Origin of the sequence: Veillonella sp. 3627, from assembly GCF_003992195.1 — a bacterium.
Classification (GTDB): domain Bacteria; phylum Bacillota; class Negativicutes; order Veillonellales; family Veillonellaceae; genus F0422.
This window is the reverse complement of record NZ_RQVG01000004.1, coordinates 44356-62551: the sequence shown is the minus strand read 5'-3', so window position 1 is coordinate 62551 and position 18196 is coordinate 44356. Positions and strand designations below refer to the sequence as shown.

Annotated in this window: 18 protein-coding genes and 1 tRNA gene; 17 read left to right on the top strand and 2 right to left on the bottom strand. The window is 39.4% G+C overall.

The window, feature by feature from the left end; all coding sequences use genetic code 11:
- Positions 1 to 15 precede the first annotated feature (15 nt).
- Genes trmB through uraA form a run of 3 tightly spaced genes read left to right on the top strand, consistent with a single transcriptional unit; the run spans position 16 to position 3394 of the window.
- On the top strand, positions 16 to 690 hold the full coding sequence (gene trmB, locus EO114_RS03195; RefSeq protein ID WP_127061499.1) for a tRNA (guanosine(46)-N7)-methyltransferase TrmB: 675 nt from the start codon (positions 16 to 18) through the stop codon (positions 688 to 690).
- Positions 677 to 2080: an FtsW/RodA/SpoVE family cell cycle protein gene (locus EO114_RS03190; RefSeq protein ID WP_009353268.1), complete on the top strand. Its 1404-nt coding sequence runs from the start codon at positions 677 to 679 to the stop codon at positions 2078 to 2080. Before trmB ends, EO114_RS03190 begins: the two co-directional genes overlap by 14 nt.
- A 36-nt stretch (positions 2081 to 2116) precedes the next feature.
- Positions 2117 to 3394, top strand: a complete 1278-nt coding sequence (uraA, locus tag EO114_RS03185; RefSeq protein ID WP_127061496.1) for a uracil permease — start codon at positions 2117 to 2119, stop codon at positions 3392 to 3394.
- A 385-nt stretch (positions 3395 to 3779) separates the two neighbouring features.
- Here uraA and EO114_RS03180 read toward each other — a convergent pair.
- A tRNA-Ser gene (locus EO114_RS03180) sits at positions 3780 to 3868 on the bottom strand.
- A gap of 291 nt (positions 3869 to 4159) precedes the next feature.
- Between EO114_RS03180 and EO114_RS03175 the strand changes: the two genes are divergently transcribed.
- The 5 genes from EO114_RS03175 to EO114_RS03155 all read left to right on the top strand — a co-directional run bounded on the left by EO114_RS03175 (position 4160) and on the right by EO114_RS03155 (position 8957).
- Entirely contained in the window at positions 4160 to 5368 is a 1209-nt protein-coding gene (locus tag EO114_RS03175; RefSeq protein WP_062401530.1) for an MFS transporter, read from the top strand.
- Between the two features lie 708 nt (positions 5369 to 6076).
- Positions 6077 to 6523, top strand: coding sequence for a universal stress protein (locus EO114_RS03170; RefSeq protein ID WP_009353425.1), 447 nt, complete (start codon positions 6077 to 6079; stop codon positions 6521 to 6523).
- A gap of 52 nt (positions 6524 to 6575) precedes the next feature.
- Complete coding sequence (locus tag EO114_RS03165; RefSeq protein WP_164723753.1) at positions 6576 to 8003, top strand: DUF2157 domain-containing protein; 1428 nt, start codon at positions 6576 to 6578, stop codon at positions 8001 to 8003.
- Complete coding sequence (locus tag EO114_RS03160; RefSeq protein WP_127061491.1) at positions 8000 to 8626, top strand: hypothetical protein; 627 nt, start codon at positions 8000 to 8002, stop codon at positions 8624 to 8626. The genes EO114_RS03165 and EO114_RS03160 overlap by 4 nt, the downstream gene beginning before the upstream one ends.
- A gap of 34 nt (positions 8627 to 8660) precedes the next feature.
- Positions 8661 to 8957, top strand: coding sequence for a metalloregulator ArsR/SmtB family transcription factor (locus EO114_RS03155; RefSeq protein ID WP_009353411.1), 297 nt, complete (start codon positions 8661 to 8663; stop codon positions 8955 to 8957).
- Positions 8958 to 9211: 254 nt separating this feature from the next.
- Here the strand turns inward: EO114_RS03155 and EO114_RS03150 are convergent, their stop codons facing one another.
- Positions 9212 to 10192: an AEC family transporter gene (locus EO114_RS03150; RefSeq protein WP_009353309.1), complete on the bottom strand. Its 981-nt coding sequence runs from the start codon at positions 10190 to 10192 to the stop codon at positions 9212 to 9214.
- Positions 10193 to 10340: 148 nt separating this feature from the next.
- Here EO114_RS03150 and modA point away from each other — a divergent pair, with 148 nt between their 5' ends.
- The 9 genes from modA to EO114_RS03105 all read left to right on the top strand — a co-directional run bounded on the left by modA (position 10341) and on the right by EO114_RS03105 (position 18196).
- Entirely contained in the window at positions 10341 to 11129 is a 789-nt protein-coding gene (gene modA, locus EO114_RS03145; RefSeq protein ID WP_009353266.1) for a molybdate ABC transporter substrate-binding protein, read from the top strand.
- Positions 11126 to 11785, top strand: coding sequence for a molybdate ABC transporter permease subunit (gene modB / locus EO114_RS03140; RefSeq protein WP_009353382.1), 660 nt, complete (start codon positions 11126 to 11128; stop codon positions 11783 to 11785). Before modA ends, modB begins: the two co-directional genes overlap by 4 nt.
- Before the next feature lie 9 nt (positions 11786 to 11794).
- Positions 11795 to 12418 (top strand): ATP-binding cassette domain-containing protein, encoded by a 624-nt coding sequence (locus EO114_RS03135; protein ID WP_009353310.1) that lies wholly within the window; start codon positions 11795 to 11797, stop codon positions 12416 to 12418.
- Positions 12419 to 12862: 444 nt separating this feature from the next.
- Positions 12863 to 14695 (top strand): glutamine--fructose-6-phosphate transaminase (isomerizing), encoded by a 1833-nt coding sequence (gene glmS / locus EO114_RS03130; protein WP_009353421.1) that lies wholly within the window; start codon positions 12863 to 12865, stop codon positions 14693 to 14695.
- 8 nt (positions 14696 to 14703) lie between these two features.
- Positions 14704 to 15690: a tryptophan--tRNA ligase gene (gene trpS, locus EO114_RS03125; RefSeq protein ID WP_127061488.1), complete on the top strand. Its 987-nt coding sequence runs from the start codon at positions 14704 to 14706 to the stop codon at positions 15688 to 15690.
- A 175-nt stretch (positions 15691 to 15865) separates the two neighbouring features.
- Positions 15866 to 16366 carry a hypothetical protein gene (locus EO114_RS03120; RefSeq protein WP_127061486.1) on the top strand — a complete coding sequence of 167 codons (501 nt, stop codon included), beginning with the start codon at positions 15866 to 15868 and terminating at the stop codon, positions 16364 to 16366.
- Positions 16367 to 16457: 91 nt separating this feature from the next.
- On the top strand, positions 16458 to 16751 hold the full coding sequence (locus EO114_RS03115; RefSeq protein ID WP_127061483.1) for a hypothetical protein: 294 nt from the start codon (positions 16458 to 16460) through the stop codon (positions 16749 to 16751).
- 103 nt (positions 16752 to 16854) lie between these two features.
- Entirely contained in the window at positions 16855 to 17154 is a 300-nt protein-coding gene (locus tag EO114_RS03110; RefSeq protein WP_127061481.1) for a hypothetical protein, read from the top strand.
- 220 nt (positions 17155 to 17374) lie between these two features.
- The gene (locus EO114_RS03105; RefSeq protein ID WP_127061479.1) at positions 17375 to 18196 is read left to right on the top strand and encodes an amino acid ABC transporter substrate-binding protein; all 822 of its coding nucleotides are present in this window, start codon (positions 17375 to 17377) and stop codon (positions 18194 to 18196) included.

Sequence of the window (18196 nt, the reverse complement as noted above, 5' to 3'; positions counted from 1 at the left end):
ATAAAAGGAGATAGTATGCGTTTACGTAGAAAACCATGGATTGATGAAGCAATCCTAGAATATAATACATATACTGTACTAGAGAATCACGAAGTTTTCAAGGGAAAATGGCGTGAAAGTTTTTCAGATCCATCTAAACCTTTATATATGGAATTAGGGACGGGAAAAGGCAAGTTCATTGCTGGTATGTGTGAAGCCCATCCAGAAGCAAACTTTGTGGGCTTTGAAGTGCAAATTGGAGTGCTATACTATGCCGCTCAAAAGTTATTTGAACAACAAGCTGAGAATGGTAAAGTGAGCTTATTTGATATTGCGGGGATTGAAGAAGTAGTAGCACCAGGAGAGGTAGACCGGTTCTATATTAACTTCTGTGATCCATGGCCAAAAGCTAAGCATGCGAAACGTCGATTGACCTATCACACCTTCCTAGATCGATATGCACGATTGTTGAAGGGAAATGGAGAAATCCACTTTAAAACAGATAATGAAGGCTTGTTTATGTTCTCTTTGGAGGAGTTTACAAACTCTGGTTGGACATTAAAAAATGTAAGTTATGATTTACATAGTACGGATATGCCTAATGTGCGCACAGAATATGAGGAAAAATTTAGTGCCAAAGGGCAGCCAATTTTCCGCTTAGAGGCTATTAAGCCAGCTAAAGGAAGTGATACGACAGATGCAGGAAAATAGTCATACTTCATCTAAGCCATCATCTAGTGTATGGCAAAATATTCGATCTTTTTATCGTAGTATTATTAAGCATGATGGACAAGGTATATTAGTGCCTCTTTTTGGGATTATTTTAATAGGATTTTTTAATGGTTACAGTGCTACCTATACTACGACCCTACAAGGGGGAGATAATTGGAAACCATTTTGGTTCTTATTAGGTAAACAACTAGTCTTTCTAGGGGCTGGTATTCTTGTAGCCTGGAGATTCTATTTGTTTGATTACCGTAAATGGGCAGACTCAAAGGTACAACTAAAGATGTTTTTGTTTTTACTCTTTTTGTTGCTCATTGTATTTTTACCCTTCTTAGGGCATGGCGCTAATGGTGCGCGACGTTGGATTGGATTGCCTTATGGAATGACATTACAGCCATCTGAATTTGCTAAATTAGCAGCTATTATTTGGGCGGCCTATAGTATTGATAGACATGTGAAAAAGCATGGGAGAATGTACTTGTATGAATATTATGATTGGGGTGGGAATACACGGTTACATGGACTTTGGAGTTGGTGGAATCGTGTCATAGGAAAACTAAATGCCCTGTGGAAGGCCCTGCGAGGTACACCGGGGATATTTCACCCTAACTTATTAGTGCCAGCTGTATTTACAGTTCCTTTTGTGTATGCTTTCATTACTATGTTTCAACCAGATATGGGAACAGCTGTATTAATTTTCAGTTTTCCCGTAATCATGACCTTTTGTGTAGGCTATTATAAAGGGCATAGGAAATATCTAGGTATAGCATTTGGTGTTGTACTAGCTATTGCGTATCCATTAATTGCTTTTGTGTCCTATCGATTGGATCGGGTTCGTGCCTATTATGATCCATGGTCAGATACTACAGCTAATGGATATCAAGTGACACAGAGCATACTGAGTGTGTCGATTGGTGGATTTTGGGGCGAAGGCTTTACAAAGGGAATTTCCAAATATAATTATTTGCCAGAGGCTCATACAGACTTTGCTTTTTCTATTTTCTCACAAGAATTTGGCTTATTAGGTGTGTGCTTGGTTATCTTTTTATTTCTTTGGTTTACAAAATATGGACTTTCCATTGCTCGTCAATCTAGAGATTTATTAGGTCAAGTATTAGCGGTAGGTCTTACATTTTTTATTACAATTCAAGCATTTTTTAATATTGCTATGGTGGTGGGAATGCTACCAGTAACGGGGGTACCCTTACCTTTTATTAGTTATGGGGGATCCTCTTTGGTGACAAATTTTGCTGTCATAGGAATATTATTAAATATTGCGCGCCGTAATGAATATGCACGCAAACAAATAGGAACGACACGTCATTTGCCGTCCATTGGCGAAGAAACGCGCCATCGTTTTCAACCTAAGTCTTAATGTTTTAAGTGTGATTCACACAGAAAGAGATGCACCATGAAAGATTTTATTGATGTTCACGAACGCCCGTCTTTCGCTAAGTTATTGCCACTTAGTTTTCAGCATTTATTTGCTATGTTTGGGGCTACTGTATTAGTACCATTCTTATTGAAAGTTGACCCAGCGACGTCCCTGTTCATGAACGGTATTGGAACTATTTTATACGTATTAATTTGTCAAGGAAAGATTCCTTCCTATTTAGGTTCTAGCTTTGCTTTCATTGGACCAGTAGGTGCTGTGGTAGCCTCTGGCATGACCTATGGAGCAGCACAAGGTGGTTTTATTGCCTTTGGTGTGTCTTTTATGCTATTGGCTTTGTTAGTTAAATTCATTGGTATTAAATGGATTGATGTATTATTCCCTCCTGCCGCAATGGGCGCGATTGTTGCGGTTATCGGTTTAGAAGTTGCCCCTGTAGCTATGGGTATGGCAGGTATCATTGGAGATCAATGGCAAAGCTTTGGCATGACTCATGAGCAAGCGTTATTTTTATCCTTATTTTCCTTATCTGTGACAATCTTGGGTACCGTATTATTCCGTGGATTCTTTGCAGTGATTCCAGTATTAATTGGTGTGGTATCTGGCTATGTAGCTGCTGCAATCATGGGAGTAGTAGATTTCGCAAGCGTAGCCAATGCTCCTTGGTTTGCATTCCCTCAATTCTATGAGCCAGAATTTAATATCAATGCTATCTTAATGATTATGCCAGCTTTATTCGTAGTATTTGCAGAACATGTGGGTCATATTGTAGTAACAAGTAATATCATTGGTCGTGATTTAATGAAAGATCCAGGATTGAGCCGTTCTTTATTTGCAGATGGTTTATCTAATGTGTTATCCGGTTTATTTGGTGCTACACCGAATACAACATATGGAGAAAATATCGGTGTTATGGCGATTACACGTGTATTCAGTACCTTTGTTATCGCTGGTGCAGCAGTACTTGCTATCTTGTTCTCTTTCATTGGCAAAGTAGCAGCTTTAATTCATGCCATTCCAGTTCCAGTTATGGGTGGTGTAAGTATTTTACTATTCGGTATCATCGCTGCTTCTGGTTTACGTATGTTGGTAGAACGCAAAGTGGATTATACAAAATCTTCTAATCTAATTTTAACCTCTGTAGTACTAGTTATCGGCTTGAGCGGTGCTAAATTAGCGATCGGCCCAGTGGTATTGCAAGGTATGGGATTGGCAACAGTAACAGCCATCTTATTGAGCGTTATCTTTGCTATCTTCCGTAAAACAGGACTTGGAAATGCGGAACTAAAAGACTAGCACTAAGAAAGAACGGCACAGGCTACGGAGAAGTGATATTTTTCTGGAAGTATGTGGCAGTTATACCTGATATAAGACAATGAAAGAACACGATATATTCCTCCACAAACTGATACAGTGGTTAGGTTTGCTCCGGAATATATCGTGTTCTTTTGCATATGTGTTATTTTGATATAATAATGGACTGCCACATACTTTCGATGTATACCGTGGGGCCTATAGCCTGTAGCGCTCTTTCGGGTGGGTGCTAAAAGGGGAGAGCACACCGTGCTCTTCTTGTGTTTGTATAATTTAGGTAGGAAGGTACGCCACGAGGCTACTACGCATAACTGCGGATTCTACGGGGAAATAAAAAAGCTGTTATCATGTTGATAACAGCTTATTGTGGCGGAGAGGGTGGGATTCGAACCCACGGCCCCTTGCGGAGTCACTGGTTTTCAAGACCAGCTCCTTAAACCACTCGGACACCTCTCCAAATATAAAAACTAGGTATAGTCTATCATTGAACTAGTCTTTTTGTCAATTAGAATGTGATGTATATTTGCAATACTTATTTTAGAGGAGTGTTTATTCAAATACTCTGAAGAATAGGTGTTATGAGATACGCATGAATTATTGTAGTATGCTGTCATACTAGCTTTACACTATGGAATCAGTCAAAGTATAATTAAAGAATACAGATGTGAGATTAAAGTGCATATGTTATAATTTTATGCAGATTAAATCTGTATAAATAGGTTTGTGGCATTCCATAGGAGGTATTACATGAAGAAAGGGTTTACTCTTACACAAACAGGTATACTGCTGACTTTGTGGTTAACTTTTTTATTAAGTTTTGTGATGCGCTTATCATGGTCATCGTTGATGCCAATTGTAAATGAGGCCTTACATTTTACAGCGCAACAAGGAACGTCGTATTTGACGGCTTTTTATTTTGGTTATGCATTGACTGTATTACCAGGAGGTCTGTTAGCGGATCGATTTGGCTATCGTAAATCTATCTTAGGTAGTTTAGTGGCTATGGCTATTGTAACGGGGCTTATGAGTACTGTGCAAAGTTATGAATATGGCTTAGTGTTGCGCTTCTTATTAGGTATTGTATCAGGCCCTGTACAATCTGCTTGTTTGAAAGCTATTGGAGAGCATTTCAGTGCAGAACAACGTGGTACCGCTGTAGGTATTTTCATGAGTTGTACATCATTTGGGATTACCGTGGTTAACGGATATGCACCATTTGTGGCTGTCCATTACGGATGGCAAATGGCATTTTTAATTACCGCTTTATTGCCATTACTAGTATTCTTTTTAGCTTTGTTTACGGTGAAAGAAGTACAAGCTTTCAGAAAGAACCATACAGTAGAAGTACAAGGAACAGAGCCACGGTGCATGTCATTAGCACAAAGCTTACGTTTTGTAGGAACAAACCGCAACATTTTATTGTTAGCAGTGATGGGATTTTTCGCAACAGGCACTACTTGGGGTGTTACCACTTGGGCTAACTTGTATTTAGTGAAACAATTGCATGTGACACCTATCTTTGCAGGCGCTATTATGAGTATTTACGGTATTGCAGCAGTGATTGCCAAACCGACTATCGGATTCATTTCAGATAGAATTTCTTTACCACGAAACTATTTAGCGGCCATCGTTATGTTTTTGTTCTCTCCAGCTTTGCTAATCTTTGCGAACACAACCAATCCAGATATGTTATACATTACAGCCCCTCTATTAGGTATGGGAGCATTTATGTATAGCCCATTAACCAATGCTATCATTATCCAAGCAGCACCACCAGAACTAAGAGGTACCACAGCAGGGTTCGTAAATCTATTTAACCAAATTGGCGCACTCACAGCACCTATCATTTTGTCCACAGTATTAACAGCTACAGGCAATTACCAAACAGCCTTAATGGCATTGTCCATCTCCCCAATTATTGGAGCTATTTTATTGTCATTAATTCGACTAAAATAAGAATATATCGCTTTACCCTCCTTTCTGTATAACTTCAAGGGGACTAACAAAAATAGCATATATAAAACTGAGTATAGAATAAAAATTTTACGTATCTTATGTACATGAAAGAAAATGTATTTAAAAAGATTTTGAGATAATGCTAATTACAGCTCTTGAGCTCTATAATTATTTATTACAAAAAGAACGTGGCATGTCCAAAGCAAACATAGCATACCTCTCCGTAGAAACGCAGTGGCAGGATATACTCTTGTAGGTGTTCTTTTGCAATGATAGGACGAAGTAGACATAGCACAGCATACGCGTGTACGTATTAACTACTCAAAATTGGTAAATAAAAGAAGAATACGATGCATTTACTAATTAATGTTAATCCTAGAAGAACGTGGCATACCTCGGAGCAAACCTAACGGAGTATCAGTTTGTGGAGAGGTGTGCCACGGTCTTCCATTTATCGAGTAACTCAGAAATAGAGAAATGGCTTTGTGCCCTGCTCTTCGATTTAGAACCTACGCTGTGCTTTCAGTGTGAGTTAATATTGCCAAAGAACACCATAAAGATATCATCGTGACGCAAGTTTCATTTGCGAAGATTCAGATTTTGTGAGACAATAAGAGTAAAGAAAAGGAATTTTCAAGTCTATGTCGAATTATAGTGATATAGGCAAGTTACATAGTAGCACAGTGACAATATGGAGGAGGTCTTACTATGGTGGAATATAAAAAAATAATTGTTCCTGCAGATGGATCGGAAAATGGTAAAAGAGCGTTAGAACATGCATTGGCAATTGTTAAACGTAATGATGCGGAATTGATTTTAGTGCACGTAGCAAACATTGTATCCGCAATTTCTAATTTTGACCAAACTCCAATTAGTGGTGGTTATGTATCTGAACAAATTGCTGAAGATATGGAAGAAACAGGTAAAAAAATCTTGAGCGAAGTAGCAGAAGAGGTACCAGCTGATATGAAAGTCAAATGCGTTTTTGAAGTAGGGTCTCCTGGACCTGCTGTATTAGCAGTAGCTAAAAAATATGATGCAGACTTAATTGTTATGGGGAGCCGTGGATTGGGACCTTTAAAAGGTTTATTTATGGGTAGTGTAAGTAGTTATGTAACTAGTCATTCCACATGTCCAGTATTGATTGTTAAATAATAGGATATAAGGCTTTGTTCTCTGAGCAAAGCCTTTTTTTATGGAGAGGCATATGAATGTAAAACATATACATTGGTTGCACAAAGAGCTTGACCAATGGAAAGAAGAGGGAATTATTTCAGAAGAACAGAGCCATCAGCTACAAGCAAAGTACGGTTTTATCCCTAAAGAGGGCCCATCTTGGACACGATTAATTACAGTGTTAGGTGGAGCTATACTTATTTTGCTGGGAATTATTTTGCTTTTTGCGGGATATTGGTATGGGTTTTCACCTAATGGACGATTTGATTGGTCCTTGGCAATCTTGTTATTAGCTATTGCTGTGGTCGGTGGTGGTGTATGGAAAGCAAAGCCAGCTAGTATGGTAGCAGAAAGCATTACTGTTATTTATATGGGACTGTTGACAGCCACTACTTTGTTGGTAGCAGATACTTTCTATACAGGTGAGCATATGGGGCTATATGTGCTTATCATTCTTTGCTGTGCCTTGCCGATTATTTATGTCTTGGATTCGGCTCTAGGTATGATTTTATATCTTATTGGTGTATTGGGGTGGAGTTTTTCTAGCCATCCTTTAAATACTTGGGTAGGGCCTGTAGCAGTGGGAGGACTTTTATTAGTAGCAGTACCATACTATATTCGTAGATTTGGTAAGTATCAGGGGTCGAAAGATTCCTTGTTAGTATCTGTATCTTGGGCCTTTATTGGTGCCATTTTTGGGGAAGTATTCTTCATCTTATCCACCTATGAGCCACAAATGAATTTATTTTTTATTAGTGTATTGGGCGCCGTTACCTACGGCTTAGGCACATTAGAAAAGAAAATTGCCCTCTTAGCACTTCCTTGTAAAGGTATAGGTGCCATTGCTCTGTTGTACACCATTGTGGAAGGTACTTACATTAGTACATGGATTCGCATTGGTGAAAGCACCATGGCATGGTGGCTATGGTTTTGCATGGTATTGAGCTTAGGCATAGCAGTTCTTGTATTGCGTCGTTTAGTATTAGCTAAGCGTATTGAAAGCACTATCGGATTGATTCCTTTTGTAATCTTTGGATGCTATGTGGTCACTGTCTCTGGGGCGACACCTATTTTGACGTCCATCCTATTTAATGCATATATTTTAGTAGCAGCTTTAGGGACTTTTATTTGTGGCACCTTGGTGAAAAAGGTGAGCTTATTGAATAGTAGTATTTTGACGCTAATTGCTATGTTTGGAGCTCGATTCTTTGATCCTAGCTTTACTTTTGTGGAGCGAGGTGTATCGTTCTTAGTGCTAGGGGTCATTGTATTAGGTATCAATGCCTTATATTTATGGCGTAAACGACTACAAAGGGTTAAGGTAAATCAGCGTGTTCGACAAGCTCGTCGTCAGTCAACAGATCCAACAATGGAGGAATTTCCATTGGGAGAGCAAGCTGTATCAAAGGACGTGAAAGTAGTAGACTCTGAGGGTGTAGTGAAGGAGGAAGAACGATGAGATATCAAAAATGGATTGTCTTTGCTCTGGCTGCCATCGTTGCCTTGCTGAGCCAGTTCTACATTCAACAACGTTATACAACTTTGCTACAAGGTGGTACAGAATATCAATGGCCTGTGAAAGTAAGTCGTCACATTGGTTGGGTACCTTCGGACTATTTAGAAGTGGAATTTTTAGGATCGTATGCCAATTGGGAAGGTAAAGAGACCCCAGAAGTAGGTCATGAGGTATATGTCATTGTCACACCTAAACAGTCTGGTGTATTACAAGTGGTATCAGCCACAGATGAAACACCGAAAGATCAAGAATATATTCGGGCTAATGTAAAGCGATTTGACCATGGAGTGGTGGAGTTTTCCATTCCTTTCAATCGTGTCAAAGTAGACCTTAGTAAAGTGGATAAAAAATTCTATACGAATTATCGTGGGACATTGATTGGTACTATGAAATTACGTGATGGATATGGGGTAGTTACTGGTGTCTATGCCAAAGGTGTACCCTTAGAATTAGCCACGCCAGAGAGTGTAGTGGATCAAGAAAAAGATTCTCGTGTTCTTTTGGAAAAAATTGGTGATACAGAACAGGAAAAAAATGATATAATAGTAATACCAAACTCTAATTAGAGAGAATGGATTACTATATGATAGCGAGGTTAAGATGGAAACAAATCAACAAGAGTTGGAAACACAATTGTTAGCTGAACTATTCAAGGTCCTAGGGGATCCAACGCGGTTGCGTATTGTTAGACATCTGCTTCAGAAAGAAATGTGTGTAACTGAAATTGCAGATTCTATGGATATGGGCCAGTCAGCTATATCTCATCAGTTACGTGTGTTGCGTCAAGCAAGACTTGTAACATTTAGAAAAGAAGGAAAAACAGCTTGGTATCGATTGAATGATGACCATGTTATCGTGTTAATTCGTCAAGGATTAGAGCACGTAGGGCATCAATAAGTACAGAGCATGTAGGAGGGTTGCGAAAGCAGCCCTTTTTGCATGTAAAAAACTATCTAGCAATGTATTGTTACATTGTTAGATAGTTTCTTAGAGTTTTATGCTTTTATGGCAGAGTAGGGTATCGCATAGTTTTTATATCGTGTTATTGATCTAGACTATTGACTGCTATACAGTTACATAGCAGACATGAATGTACCTGTATACGTTAATTTGTTTACTATATCAAGTGAATTGACGCACCAAAGTGTTAGCTATAAGGGGAATACATAGTATGCCAATAATATAGCTAGGGGCATAGTAAAAGAGGAAAGAACTGTAGTGGCTAGTACAATTTGTGTAGCTAGTTCTGGATTGTTGTTCATTTCCACAGCCATAAGAGCGGTATTTACGGCTGATGGGACTGCGTAAGCGATGATAATACTTTGCGCTGCGATAGCACTTAATGGTGTGTAGTACATAGTTACAGGAAGTACTACGATGAGGGCCAACAGAGGACCTGCAATTAACCGTAGAAAAGAAGTAATCATCACATCTTTCTTGATGAAGTTCCAAGGTGTACGGTTCAACTGTACTCCTAGGGTGAGCATAGCTGCGCCTACAAAGCAACGGCCGAATATATCTAAAGGTCCCCATATAATGGTTTGCGTGAAATCGATAGGAATGTAGTAATGAGCAATGATGGATATAGGCACACAATACATAATAGGAATATGTAAGATGGTACGCAAAGATTCTGCGGTGGTTAATTTCCCTTTGCCAGCTTGATAGAATCCTAAAGAGTTACAGAACACAGTTTGGATAATAAAAGTAGCGATAATGGCGATAACCCCATCATGTAAATAGGGGGTAGATCCATCGATGATGTATGGATCATTGGCAAAGACGAAAGTCCCTAAGGCTACTCCTAGGTTACCAATGTTGGAAAACATCACTGCGTTGCGGACGATTTCTGTTTTTCCTAAATTATAACCTTGCCACTTAGCGACGATGCCTGCTAAGGCTGAGTTAGCAAATAAAATAATGAGGGCACAGCCAAAAATTTCAAAGCTTTCATGGGTTAAATCGGTGACATAAAAGGATTTCAAAATATAAGCGGGCAAAAATAAGTAAAAGTTCAGTTTGCTTAGTGTTCGTAAATCGAGGTGAAACCATCGATCTAATAAGACCCCCATGAGGGTAAGTAATAAAATGGGGACGATACTGGTGAGAATGATGTGAAAAAATAAATCCATAATAGATAACCTCCTTAGGTTGTATAGTTGTCATCTTTATTGTACCACATGTAACTAAATTCATTTTGCTTACTGTTGCTTTTCTAGTATAATGAGAATATGTAGTAAGCTTCTAAGTGTATATATTTTAATTAGGGAGGATATCATTATGAAGCGTAATTGGTTTATGGGTTTACTTATGATAGGAGTGTTGGCATTAGCTGGCTGCGGTGGACAAGGTACTACATCGTCTACAACACCATCTACAAATGAAACCATCACTGTATCTGCAGCAGCTAGTATGCAAGGGGCATTGGAAGAGCTGAAAGCAGACTATGTGAAAAAACATAATTTAAAACCGGAACAAATCAATGTTGTGTATGCAGGATCTGGCACATTACGTCAACAGATTGAAGAAGGCGCGCCATCTAGTATCTTTATTTCTGCGAACAAAAAGAATATGGATCAATTAAATGAAAAAGGTTTAATGGATAATATTCGCCCATTCGTAGCAAACACATTGGTAATGATCGTACCAAAAGGTAAAGAGGCTGTTACATTGGACAATATTACGAATGCAAAACGAGTAGCTATCGGCACTGTAGAAACAGTACCAGCAGGCAAATATGCGAAAGAATCCTTAACAAAAGCGAATTTGTGGGATGCAGTAGAACCTAACATTGTATTTGCGAAAGACGTAAAAGCAGTTGGTGCGTATATTGCGGAAGGGGCAGCTGATGTAGGATTTGTGTACAAAACTGATGCATTGGCATTGAAGGATAAAGTAGACATTTCTGCTACAGTAGATGCTAAATTACATGCACCGATCGAGTACCCTATCGGCGTAGTGAAAAAGAATCAAAATAAATTAACAGAAGATTTCTATGCGTTCTTAACAAGTAAAGAGGCTAGCGAAGTATTGGCTAAATGGGGCTTTGCTGAACCAGTGAAACAATGATAGCTTTACAGTTATCCGTAGAAGTGGCGTTCATAGCACTTATAATTAACGCTATTTTCGGGCTAAGTTTGAACTATGTGATGAAACACTATGCCTTTCCAGGGAAATCTTTAATTGATTCTTTTTTTACACTGCCTTTGGTATTACCACCGGTGGTATTGGGTTTTGTGTTACTTATCATATTCTCCCCAGGTAATGCTTTTGGTGCCTGGTTAGAGGCACACGGAATTCGTGTAGTTTTCTCTAAGATAGGAGCTATTATAGCATCTGCAGTGGTGAGCTTTCCGTTATTTTATCAATCAGTGCGAACAGCCTTAGCTGCCATTGATAGCGATATGGAAGATGTAGCTCGCACCTTGGGAGCCTCCGAGTTTCGCGTGTTCTGGTCGATTTCCTTGCCATTGGCGTGGAAAGGAATCCTCAGCGGTTCCATTCTGTGTTTTGCGCGTGGACTTGGTGAATTCGGGGCTACTATTTTGATCGCTGGAAATATTCCAGGTGTGACGAGAACTATGCCATTAGCCATTTATTCTCTCGTAGAATTTGGCGATTATAACGGTGCATTTGAATTAGTGATTTATATTTGTATTTTAACATTGGGGCTTGTGTGGGCCATTCAAGGTCTAACCAAAGGTTCCCTCTTCTCAAATCGGTAAGGAGGTACTATGATTTCCTTTGATATCGTCATAGAACGAGGGACTTTTGTTGTGAAAGCCCAAGGCACATTACAAGAAGGCATTACTACATTGATGGGCCCTTCTGGAAGTGGAAAATCTACATTTTTGAAAGCTTTGTGTGGATTGTTGACGCCAAAAGAAGGTAGGATTACAGCCAATAATGAGGTATGGTTCGAAAAGGGAACAGGCGTACCTACCCAAGAACGACACATTGGCTATATGCCGCAAGGCAATATTGTATTTCCTCATATGACTGTAGAGGAGAATATTCGGTATAGTAAACAAGGTTCTCCAGAGCTATTCGATCATATTGTGGAGCGTTTGCGATTGACACCACATCTTAAGAAGAAAGCCAAAGGCTTATCTGGTGGGGAGCAACAACGGGTGGCCTTAGGACGAGCACTGTACTCAAAACCAGTATTACTTATCCTAGACGAACCGCTTACGGCGTTAGATGTGAACTTACGTGCTCAGTTGCAACAAGATTTAGTTGCTATTATTTCTGAATGGGCTATCCCCTGCTTGTGGGTTACTCATAGTGAAGAAGAGGCTGCTGCGGTAGGGAATCATCGACTATTATGTCGTGATGGAGTCATTGCAGAAGAGACGTAAATAGCATGATAGCATAATAGAGGAATGTTGATACACTTAGATCAGCGTTCCTCTATTATATTTTTACCACCTTTTGGGCACATTTATTTATCTATATACTATGACAACATTATATATGCCTAATAACAAATTTGTTTATTTCTTTACAGTAACGGCTCATATGAAGTATAATACTACTGATTATGACTATTTTTAAAGACTTAGGCATAGTCAACAGAACTGTCGAAACACATGCAAAGGAGGGACCAAATTCGTAAAGGCGAATAGCGCAAGCGCTGGGAAGAGACAGCTTTCACAGTGGACGAGGTAGAGGAGTATCGAAATTCAGCGGATGCCTCTCGGCTAGCTTCAGTCGTAGAAGTAGAGCAAAACACCAAGGTAACTGGGTGCACAAAGGCTACTTTCAGAAGCAACATGAATGAATTAATCAAGGAGGAATATACCATGTGTGGTATCGTAGGATATATTGGATTTGAAAATGCAGCAGATTTTATGCTGGAAGGTTTGGAGAAATTAGAATACCGCGGATATGATTCTGCAGGGATTGCCGTAGTAGGCGAAAATAATGTAATTAAAGTACAAAAGAAAATGGGCCGTTTGGCGAATTTGGAAGCTGTGGTAAAAGCAGATCCTAATCAAGGTCATATTGGTATCGGTCATACTCGTTGGGCTACTCATGGTCGTCCAAGCGATATGAATGCGCACCCGCATACAAGTACAGATGGAAAATTTGCCGTAGTGCACAATGGTATCATTGAAAACTACATGCCATTGAAAGAAGAGTTATTGGCCAAAGGTGTTGAATTTACATCTGAAACAGATACAGAAGTAGTAGCTCACTTATTGAGCGATATGTATGATGGCAACTTTGAAAGTACCGTTCGCCGTATGCTAGATCGCATCGAAGGGTCTTATTCTTTAGTAATGGTTTGCGCTGATGAACCAAATAAAATCATTGCTACAAAAAAAGATAATCCATTGGTAGTGGGCTTAGGAAACGGTGAAAACTTCATTGCTTCCGATATCCCAGCTATTATTCAACGCACTCGTGAAACATATATCATCAACGACAACGAAGTTGTTATTGTGACACCAGATAGCGTTACAATCACTGACCGAGCTGGTCAACCAGTACAAAAAGACATTTATCATGTCACATGGAATGCAGAAGCGGCTGAAAAAGGTGGCTATGAGCACTTCATGTTAAAAGAAATTTACGAACAACCAAAAGCGATTCGTGATACGTTGAGCGGTCGTATTAATAAAGATGCTACAGAAGTAGTGTATGATGAATTAAACTGGACACCAGACACAGTGAAAGGCATCAAGCGCATCTTGATTACAGCGTGTGGTACGGCGTACCATGCAGGGTTAGTAGCGAAATACTACATTGAGCAATTAGCTCGTATTCCAGTAGAAGTAGATATCGCTTCTGAATACCGTTACCGTACACCATTAACGGATGAAGATACCTTATGCATCGTCATCAGCCAATCTGGTGAAACTAGCGATACATTGTCTGCCTTGAAAGAAGCAAAACGCTTAGGTGCTAAATCTTTAGGTATTACTAACGTAGTGGGTTCCGCCGTATCTCGTGAAGCGGATCAAGTAATCTACACTTGGGCAGGTCCTGAAATCGCCGTAGCATCCACAAAAGCGTACACCACACAATTAGTAGCTTTATTGTTATTAGCAGTGTACTTAGGTCAATTAAATGGTCGCATCGATGAAGCAGTAAAACACGAAATTTTGACAAACTTACAAGAGTTACCTACATTGACTCATGAAATCTTTGAAAACGTAGATGAAATCAAAGCCTTTGCCAACCATTACGGTTACAAAGAAGATGCGTTCTTCTTAGGCCGTTTAATCGACTATGCAGTGGCTATGGAAGGGTCTTTGAAATTGAAAGAAATTTCCTACATCCATGCAGAGGCTTATGCAGGTGGTGAGTTGAAACATGGTACTTTGGCATTGATCGAAGAAGGCATTCCTGTGATCGCCTTGGCAACACAAGAATCGGTACGTGAAAAAATGATGAGCAACATCAAAGAAGTAAAAGCTCGTGATGCTATCGTAATCGGTGTGGGTATGAAAGGTGACGAAGAGTTGGCGAAATATGTTGACCATACTATCTTCGTGCCAAAAACTGATGCTTTCACAGTGCCTATCTTAGCCGTTGTACCATTGCAATTGTTGTCCTATTATGCAGCTATCACTCGCGGTGCTGATGTAGATAAACCAAGAAACTTGGCAAAATCTGTAACCGTAGAATAGGAGATACTATGTCTGTTATATTTTCGGGAATACAACCTAGCGGTGAGTTAACCATTGGCAATTACCTTGGAGCTCTTCGCAACTTCTTAACGTTCCAAGATGACCATGATTGTTTTTACTGTATTGTGAACCAACATGCTATCACAGTACCACAAGATCCAAAAGATTTAATCCACAATACGCGAAGCCTTGCTGCCTTATATTTAGCAGTAGGTTTGGACCCTAATAAAGTGACTTTGTTTGTGCAATCCGAAGTACCTGCTCATGCGCAGTTGGGTTGGATTTTAACAACCTTAAGTTCCATCGGTGAATTAGAGCGTATGACGCAATACAAAGATAAATCGGCGAAACAAGGGGAAACCATCCCAGCTGGTTTGTTGACATACCCACCATTGATGGCGGCGGATATTTTGTTATATCAAACCAACTATGTGCCTGTAGGAGATGACCAACGTCAACACATCGAGTTAACTCGTGACTTGGCGCAACGTTTCAATTTCAAATATGGTGAAGTATTCGCTATGCCAGACATTAAAACTACCGTAGGTGGTGCTCGTGTGATGTCCTTACAAGATCCAACGAAAAAAATGAGTAAGTCCGATGATAATAATTGGGCGACCATCCGCTTGTTGGATACACCAGATGTAGTGGTGAAGAAGATTAAAAAGGCAGCCACTGATTCTGAGGGCGTTGTGCGCTACGATAAAGAAAAACAGCCAGGTATCTCCAATTTGATGGGCATTTACAATGCTTTAACAGGAGATTCCTTTGAGGCTATTGAAAGCATGTATGCTGGCAAAAATTATGGAACTTTCAAAGGTGATATTGCAGACCTATTAGTAGGAGCAATGACACCGATCCATGAGCGGTATGCAGAATTAATCGACAGCCCTGAGCTAGATACGATTTTGACAGAAGGTGCTGAAAAAGCAGCCGCTGTGGCGAACGTAACATTGGCTCGTGTAGAAGAAGCTATGGGCCTACGACGTAAGTAATAGTAAGATGTAATGAGATGCGTATGTAGCATTTCATTACATCTTTTTAATCATCTATACTAAGACGTTGTGAGGAAGTATAGTGGGATATGTATGAAGCAGACAAGTAGATGCTGTCTATAGAGGTGTTGAGTAGAAATACATAGAGGTTGGAGTGCTGTTTGGGAGAGAAACTATGAAACGTAAAGAAGTAGAAGAACTGTTTCCTTGTGGAGCGATTCAAGAAGAATTACATAATTCCTCTGTTATGATATGGGGATTTCAACTAGTGTATGCAGCTATCGCCGCTTGGGGACTGTATCGTGGAGTGCTTCTATATCGAGAACTGGGTCATAGCTTCAATATGTGGATGCTTCTTCTTATGGTGGTATCTGTCTACGCATTATTGCGCATGTACCAGCAAGACGATGTGGAGATTTATATTGCTACAGAAGGGCTCATTCTAAAACGGACACCTATATTGGTAAAAGAAAGAATTGAACGTTTTTTTGCACCGGACTTATATTTAACCTTTGTGCATTATCAAGGTGTCATGGGATTCGGAGAGGACTGGAAAACTTTGTATGTGCAAACAGAAACGGGCGGTATATATATCGTGCCTATTAGCTTACAGTTTCTGAGTCATCAAGATAAAATGAAAGTCTTAGAGGCACTGAATCGATATAAAAATACTTGAATAGGACTAGAAAACATGTTACTCTCTTATCAAGGAGTAATATCTGTTTGTTATACGGCAGAGTCTATTTTCGCACAAGGGGAAAATCTATATGTTTGCTGTATTGCTAATTCACGCTGCTTATGCAGTCTTAATGTATGCCTTTAGTTTTAGAATCATGGTAGTTCCTCATGCTATTGCAGTAGCACTTATGGGTATTTATATGATTGTTGAAAAAGGACTTATCGTTGCGCCTATTCTATCGTTTGTATACTCATTTTTTGCTATCCTATTGGCTACTTCTGATGAAGCCACTTGGGATGATGGTACAGGTAATGAACTCATTTGGTTTTGGGTATGCTTTTGTTCTGGACTATCCTATGTTATCTTTGAGTTCCTCTACTAACCTATCATATATAGATATAATTTAAAGATCAGCTTAAGGTGTAATCTATAGATTCTAACTTTTTGTTCTGACATAGTTTCTTTATAATGATATTTCGAAGCCGTTGCAACGGTTCTTAGATTATGTGGACGGTCATGCTGCATCGGATGAGTTACTAACAGATATTGAAAGTGCCGTAGATGAAGCAAAACATTGTGAGGCTTGGAGGGAGGAATATTCAATGCTATCAATGGATCATTATACATATTGGAAAGAAGGCGTGGCTGAGGGTCGGGCAGAAGGTAAAGCTGAGGTTGTCATTCAGATGTTGCGTAAGCATTTGTCCTTAGAAATGATTGCAGAAGTCACTAACTTTACTGTAGAAGAAGTAAAGGCTATTGCGAAAGAGCATGCATTGATATAAAACATATAGGTAAAGAGCAAATCAGCGATATAGTGAGTACATAACTTACTATATCGCTTTTTGTTTTGATAGTTAGTTATTGGAGGGGCGTTGTCAGTATAAATTACTTTCATAATACATGATAAAATTTTTGCAATTTATCTCTTTACAACTTTAATTAACTAAAGTATAATGTAATCATGAAATAGAGATTACATAACTGTAGAGAGGAGAAAGTATTATGAATTGGCTACAAAAATGTTCTAAAACAGTATTAGCAGCAGCTAGTGCACTGGTAATTGTGGGGTTAGTGGCAGGTTGTGGGGCGTCTACGAAGCAGGCGAACACAGAGGTGCCGAAAAAAATTGTTATCGGCTTAGATGATAACTTTCCTCCTATGGGATTTAAAGATGAAAAAGGTGAACTCGTAGGTTTTGATATCGATCTTGCGAAAGAAGTGGCAAAACGTATTGGTTCTGAAGTGGAATTTAAATCCATCGATTGGGATAGTAAAGAAGCAGAACTAAAATCTAAACGCATTGATGTGTTGTGGAATGGTTTAACCATTACGAAGGAACGGGAGCGCAATATTTTGTTCTCTAAACCATATCTTCGTGGGGACCAAATCATTGCTGTGAAATCAGATGCTGGTATTGCTGACAAGGCCCAACTCGATGGCAAACGAGTAGGTGTTCAATCAGGTTCTACTGGTTTGGAAGCGGTAAAAAATGATCCACAATCTAAAAACTTTAAAGAAGTCAAAGAATATGGCGATTATGTAAACGCTTTCATGGACCTAGAATTAGGCCGTATTGATGCGGTCGTGGTGGATGAAATGGTAGGCCGTTATTTAATCGGCAAAAAAGGTAACAATGTGTTCACCGTAGCTACAGGCTCCTTCGCCAGTGAAAAAGTAGGTGTAGGTATGCGCAAGGAAGAGGAAGCGTTGAAAGCAAAAGTTGACGCTGCATTACAAGAAGTGATGAATGATGGTACGGCTGACAAATTGGCGCAAAAATGGTTTGGCGACACATCTATCTTGACGAAAGAGGAGTATAAATAA

Bases quoted from the DNA above. Each gene is read 5' to 3' on its own strand.
- trmB (WP_127061499.1), top strand. From the start codon at position 16: ATGCGTTTACGTAGAAAACCATGGATTGATGAAGCAATCCTAGAATAT.
- EO114_RS03190 (WP_009353268.1), top strand. From the start codon at position 677: ATGCAGGAAAATAGTCATACTTCATCTAAGCCATCATCTAGTGTATGG.
- uraA (WP_127061496.1), top strand. From the start codon at position 2,117: ATGAAAGATTTTATTGATGTTCACGAACGCCCGTCTTTCGCTAAGTTA.
- EO114_RS03175 (WP_062401530.1), top strand. From the start codon at position 4,160: ATGAAGAAAGGGTTTACTCTTACACAAACAGGTATACTGCTGACTTTG.
- EO114_RS03170 (WP_009353425.1), top strand. From the start codon at position 6,077: ATGGTGGAATATAAAAAAATAATTGTTCCTGCAGATGGATCGGAAAAT.
- EO114_RS03165 (WP_164723753.1), top strand. From the start codon at position 6,576: ATGAATGTAAAACATATACATTGGTTGCACAAAGAGCTTGACCAATGG.
- EO114_RS03160 (WP_127061491.1), top strand. From the start codon at position 8,000: ATGAGATATCAAAAATGGATTGTCTTTGCTCTGGCTGCCATCGTTGCC.
- EO114_RS03155 (WP_009353411.1), top strand. From the start codon at position 8,661: ATGGAAACAAATCAACAAGAGTTGGAAACACAATTGTTAGCTGAACTA.
- EO114_RS03150 (WP_009353309.1), bottom strand. From the start codon at position 10,192: ATGGATTTATTTTTTCACATCATTCTCACCAGTATCGTCCCCATTTTA.
- modA (WP_009353266.1), top strand. From the start codon at position 10,341: ATGAAGCGTAATTGGTTTATGGGTTTACTTATGATAGGAGTGTTGGCA.
- modB (WP_009353382.1), top strand. From the start codon at position 11,126: ATGATAGCTTTACAGTTATCCGTAGAAGTGGCGTTCATAGCACTTATA.
- EO114_RS03135 (WP_009353310.1), top strand. From the start codon at position 11,795: ATGATTTCCTTTGATATCGTCATAGAACGAGGGACTTTTGTTGTGAAA.
- glmS (WP_009353421.1), top strand. From the start codon at position 12,863: ATGTGTGGTATCGTAGGATATATTGGATTTGAAAATGCAGCAGATTTT.
- trpS (WP_127061488.1), top strand. From the start codon at position 14,704: ATGTCTGTTATATTTTCGGGAATACAACCTAGCGGTGAGTTAACCATT.
- EO114_RS03120 (WP_127061486.1), top strand. From the start codon at position 15,866: ATGAAACGTAAAGAAGTAGAAGAACTGTTTCCTTGTGGAGCGATTCAA.
- EO114_RS03115 (WP_127061483.1), top strand. From the start codon at position 16,458: ATGTTTGCTGTATTGCTAATTCACGCTGCTTATGCAGTCTTAATGTAT.
- EO114_RS03105 (WP_127061479.1), top strand. From the start codon at position 17,375: ATGAATTGGCTACAAAAATGTTCTAAAACAGTATTAGCAGCAGCTAGT.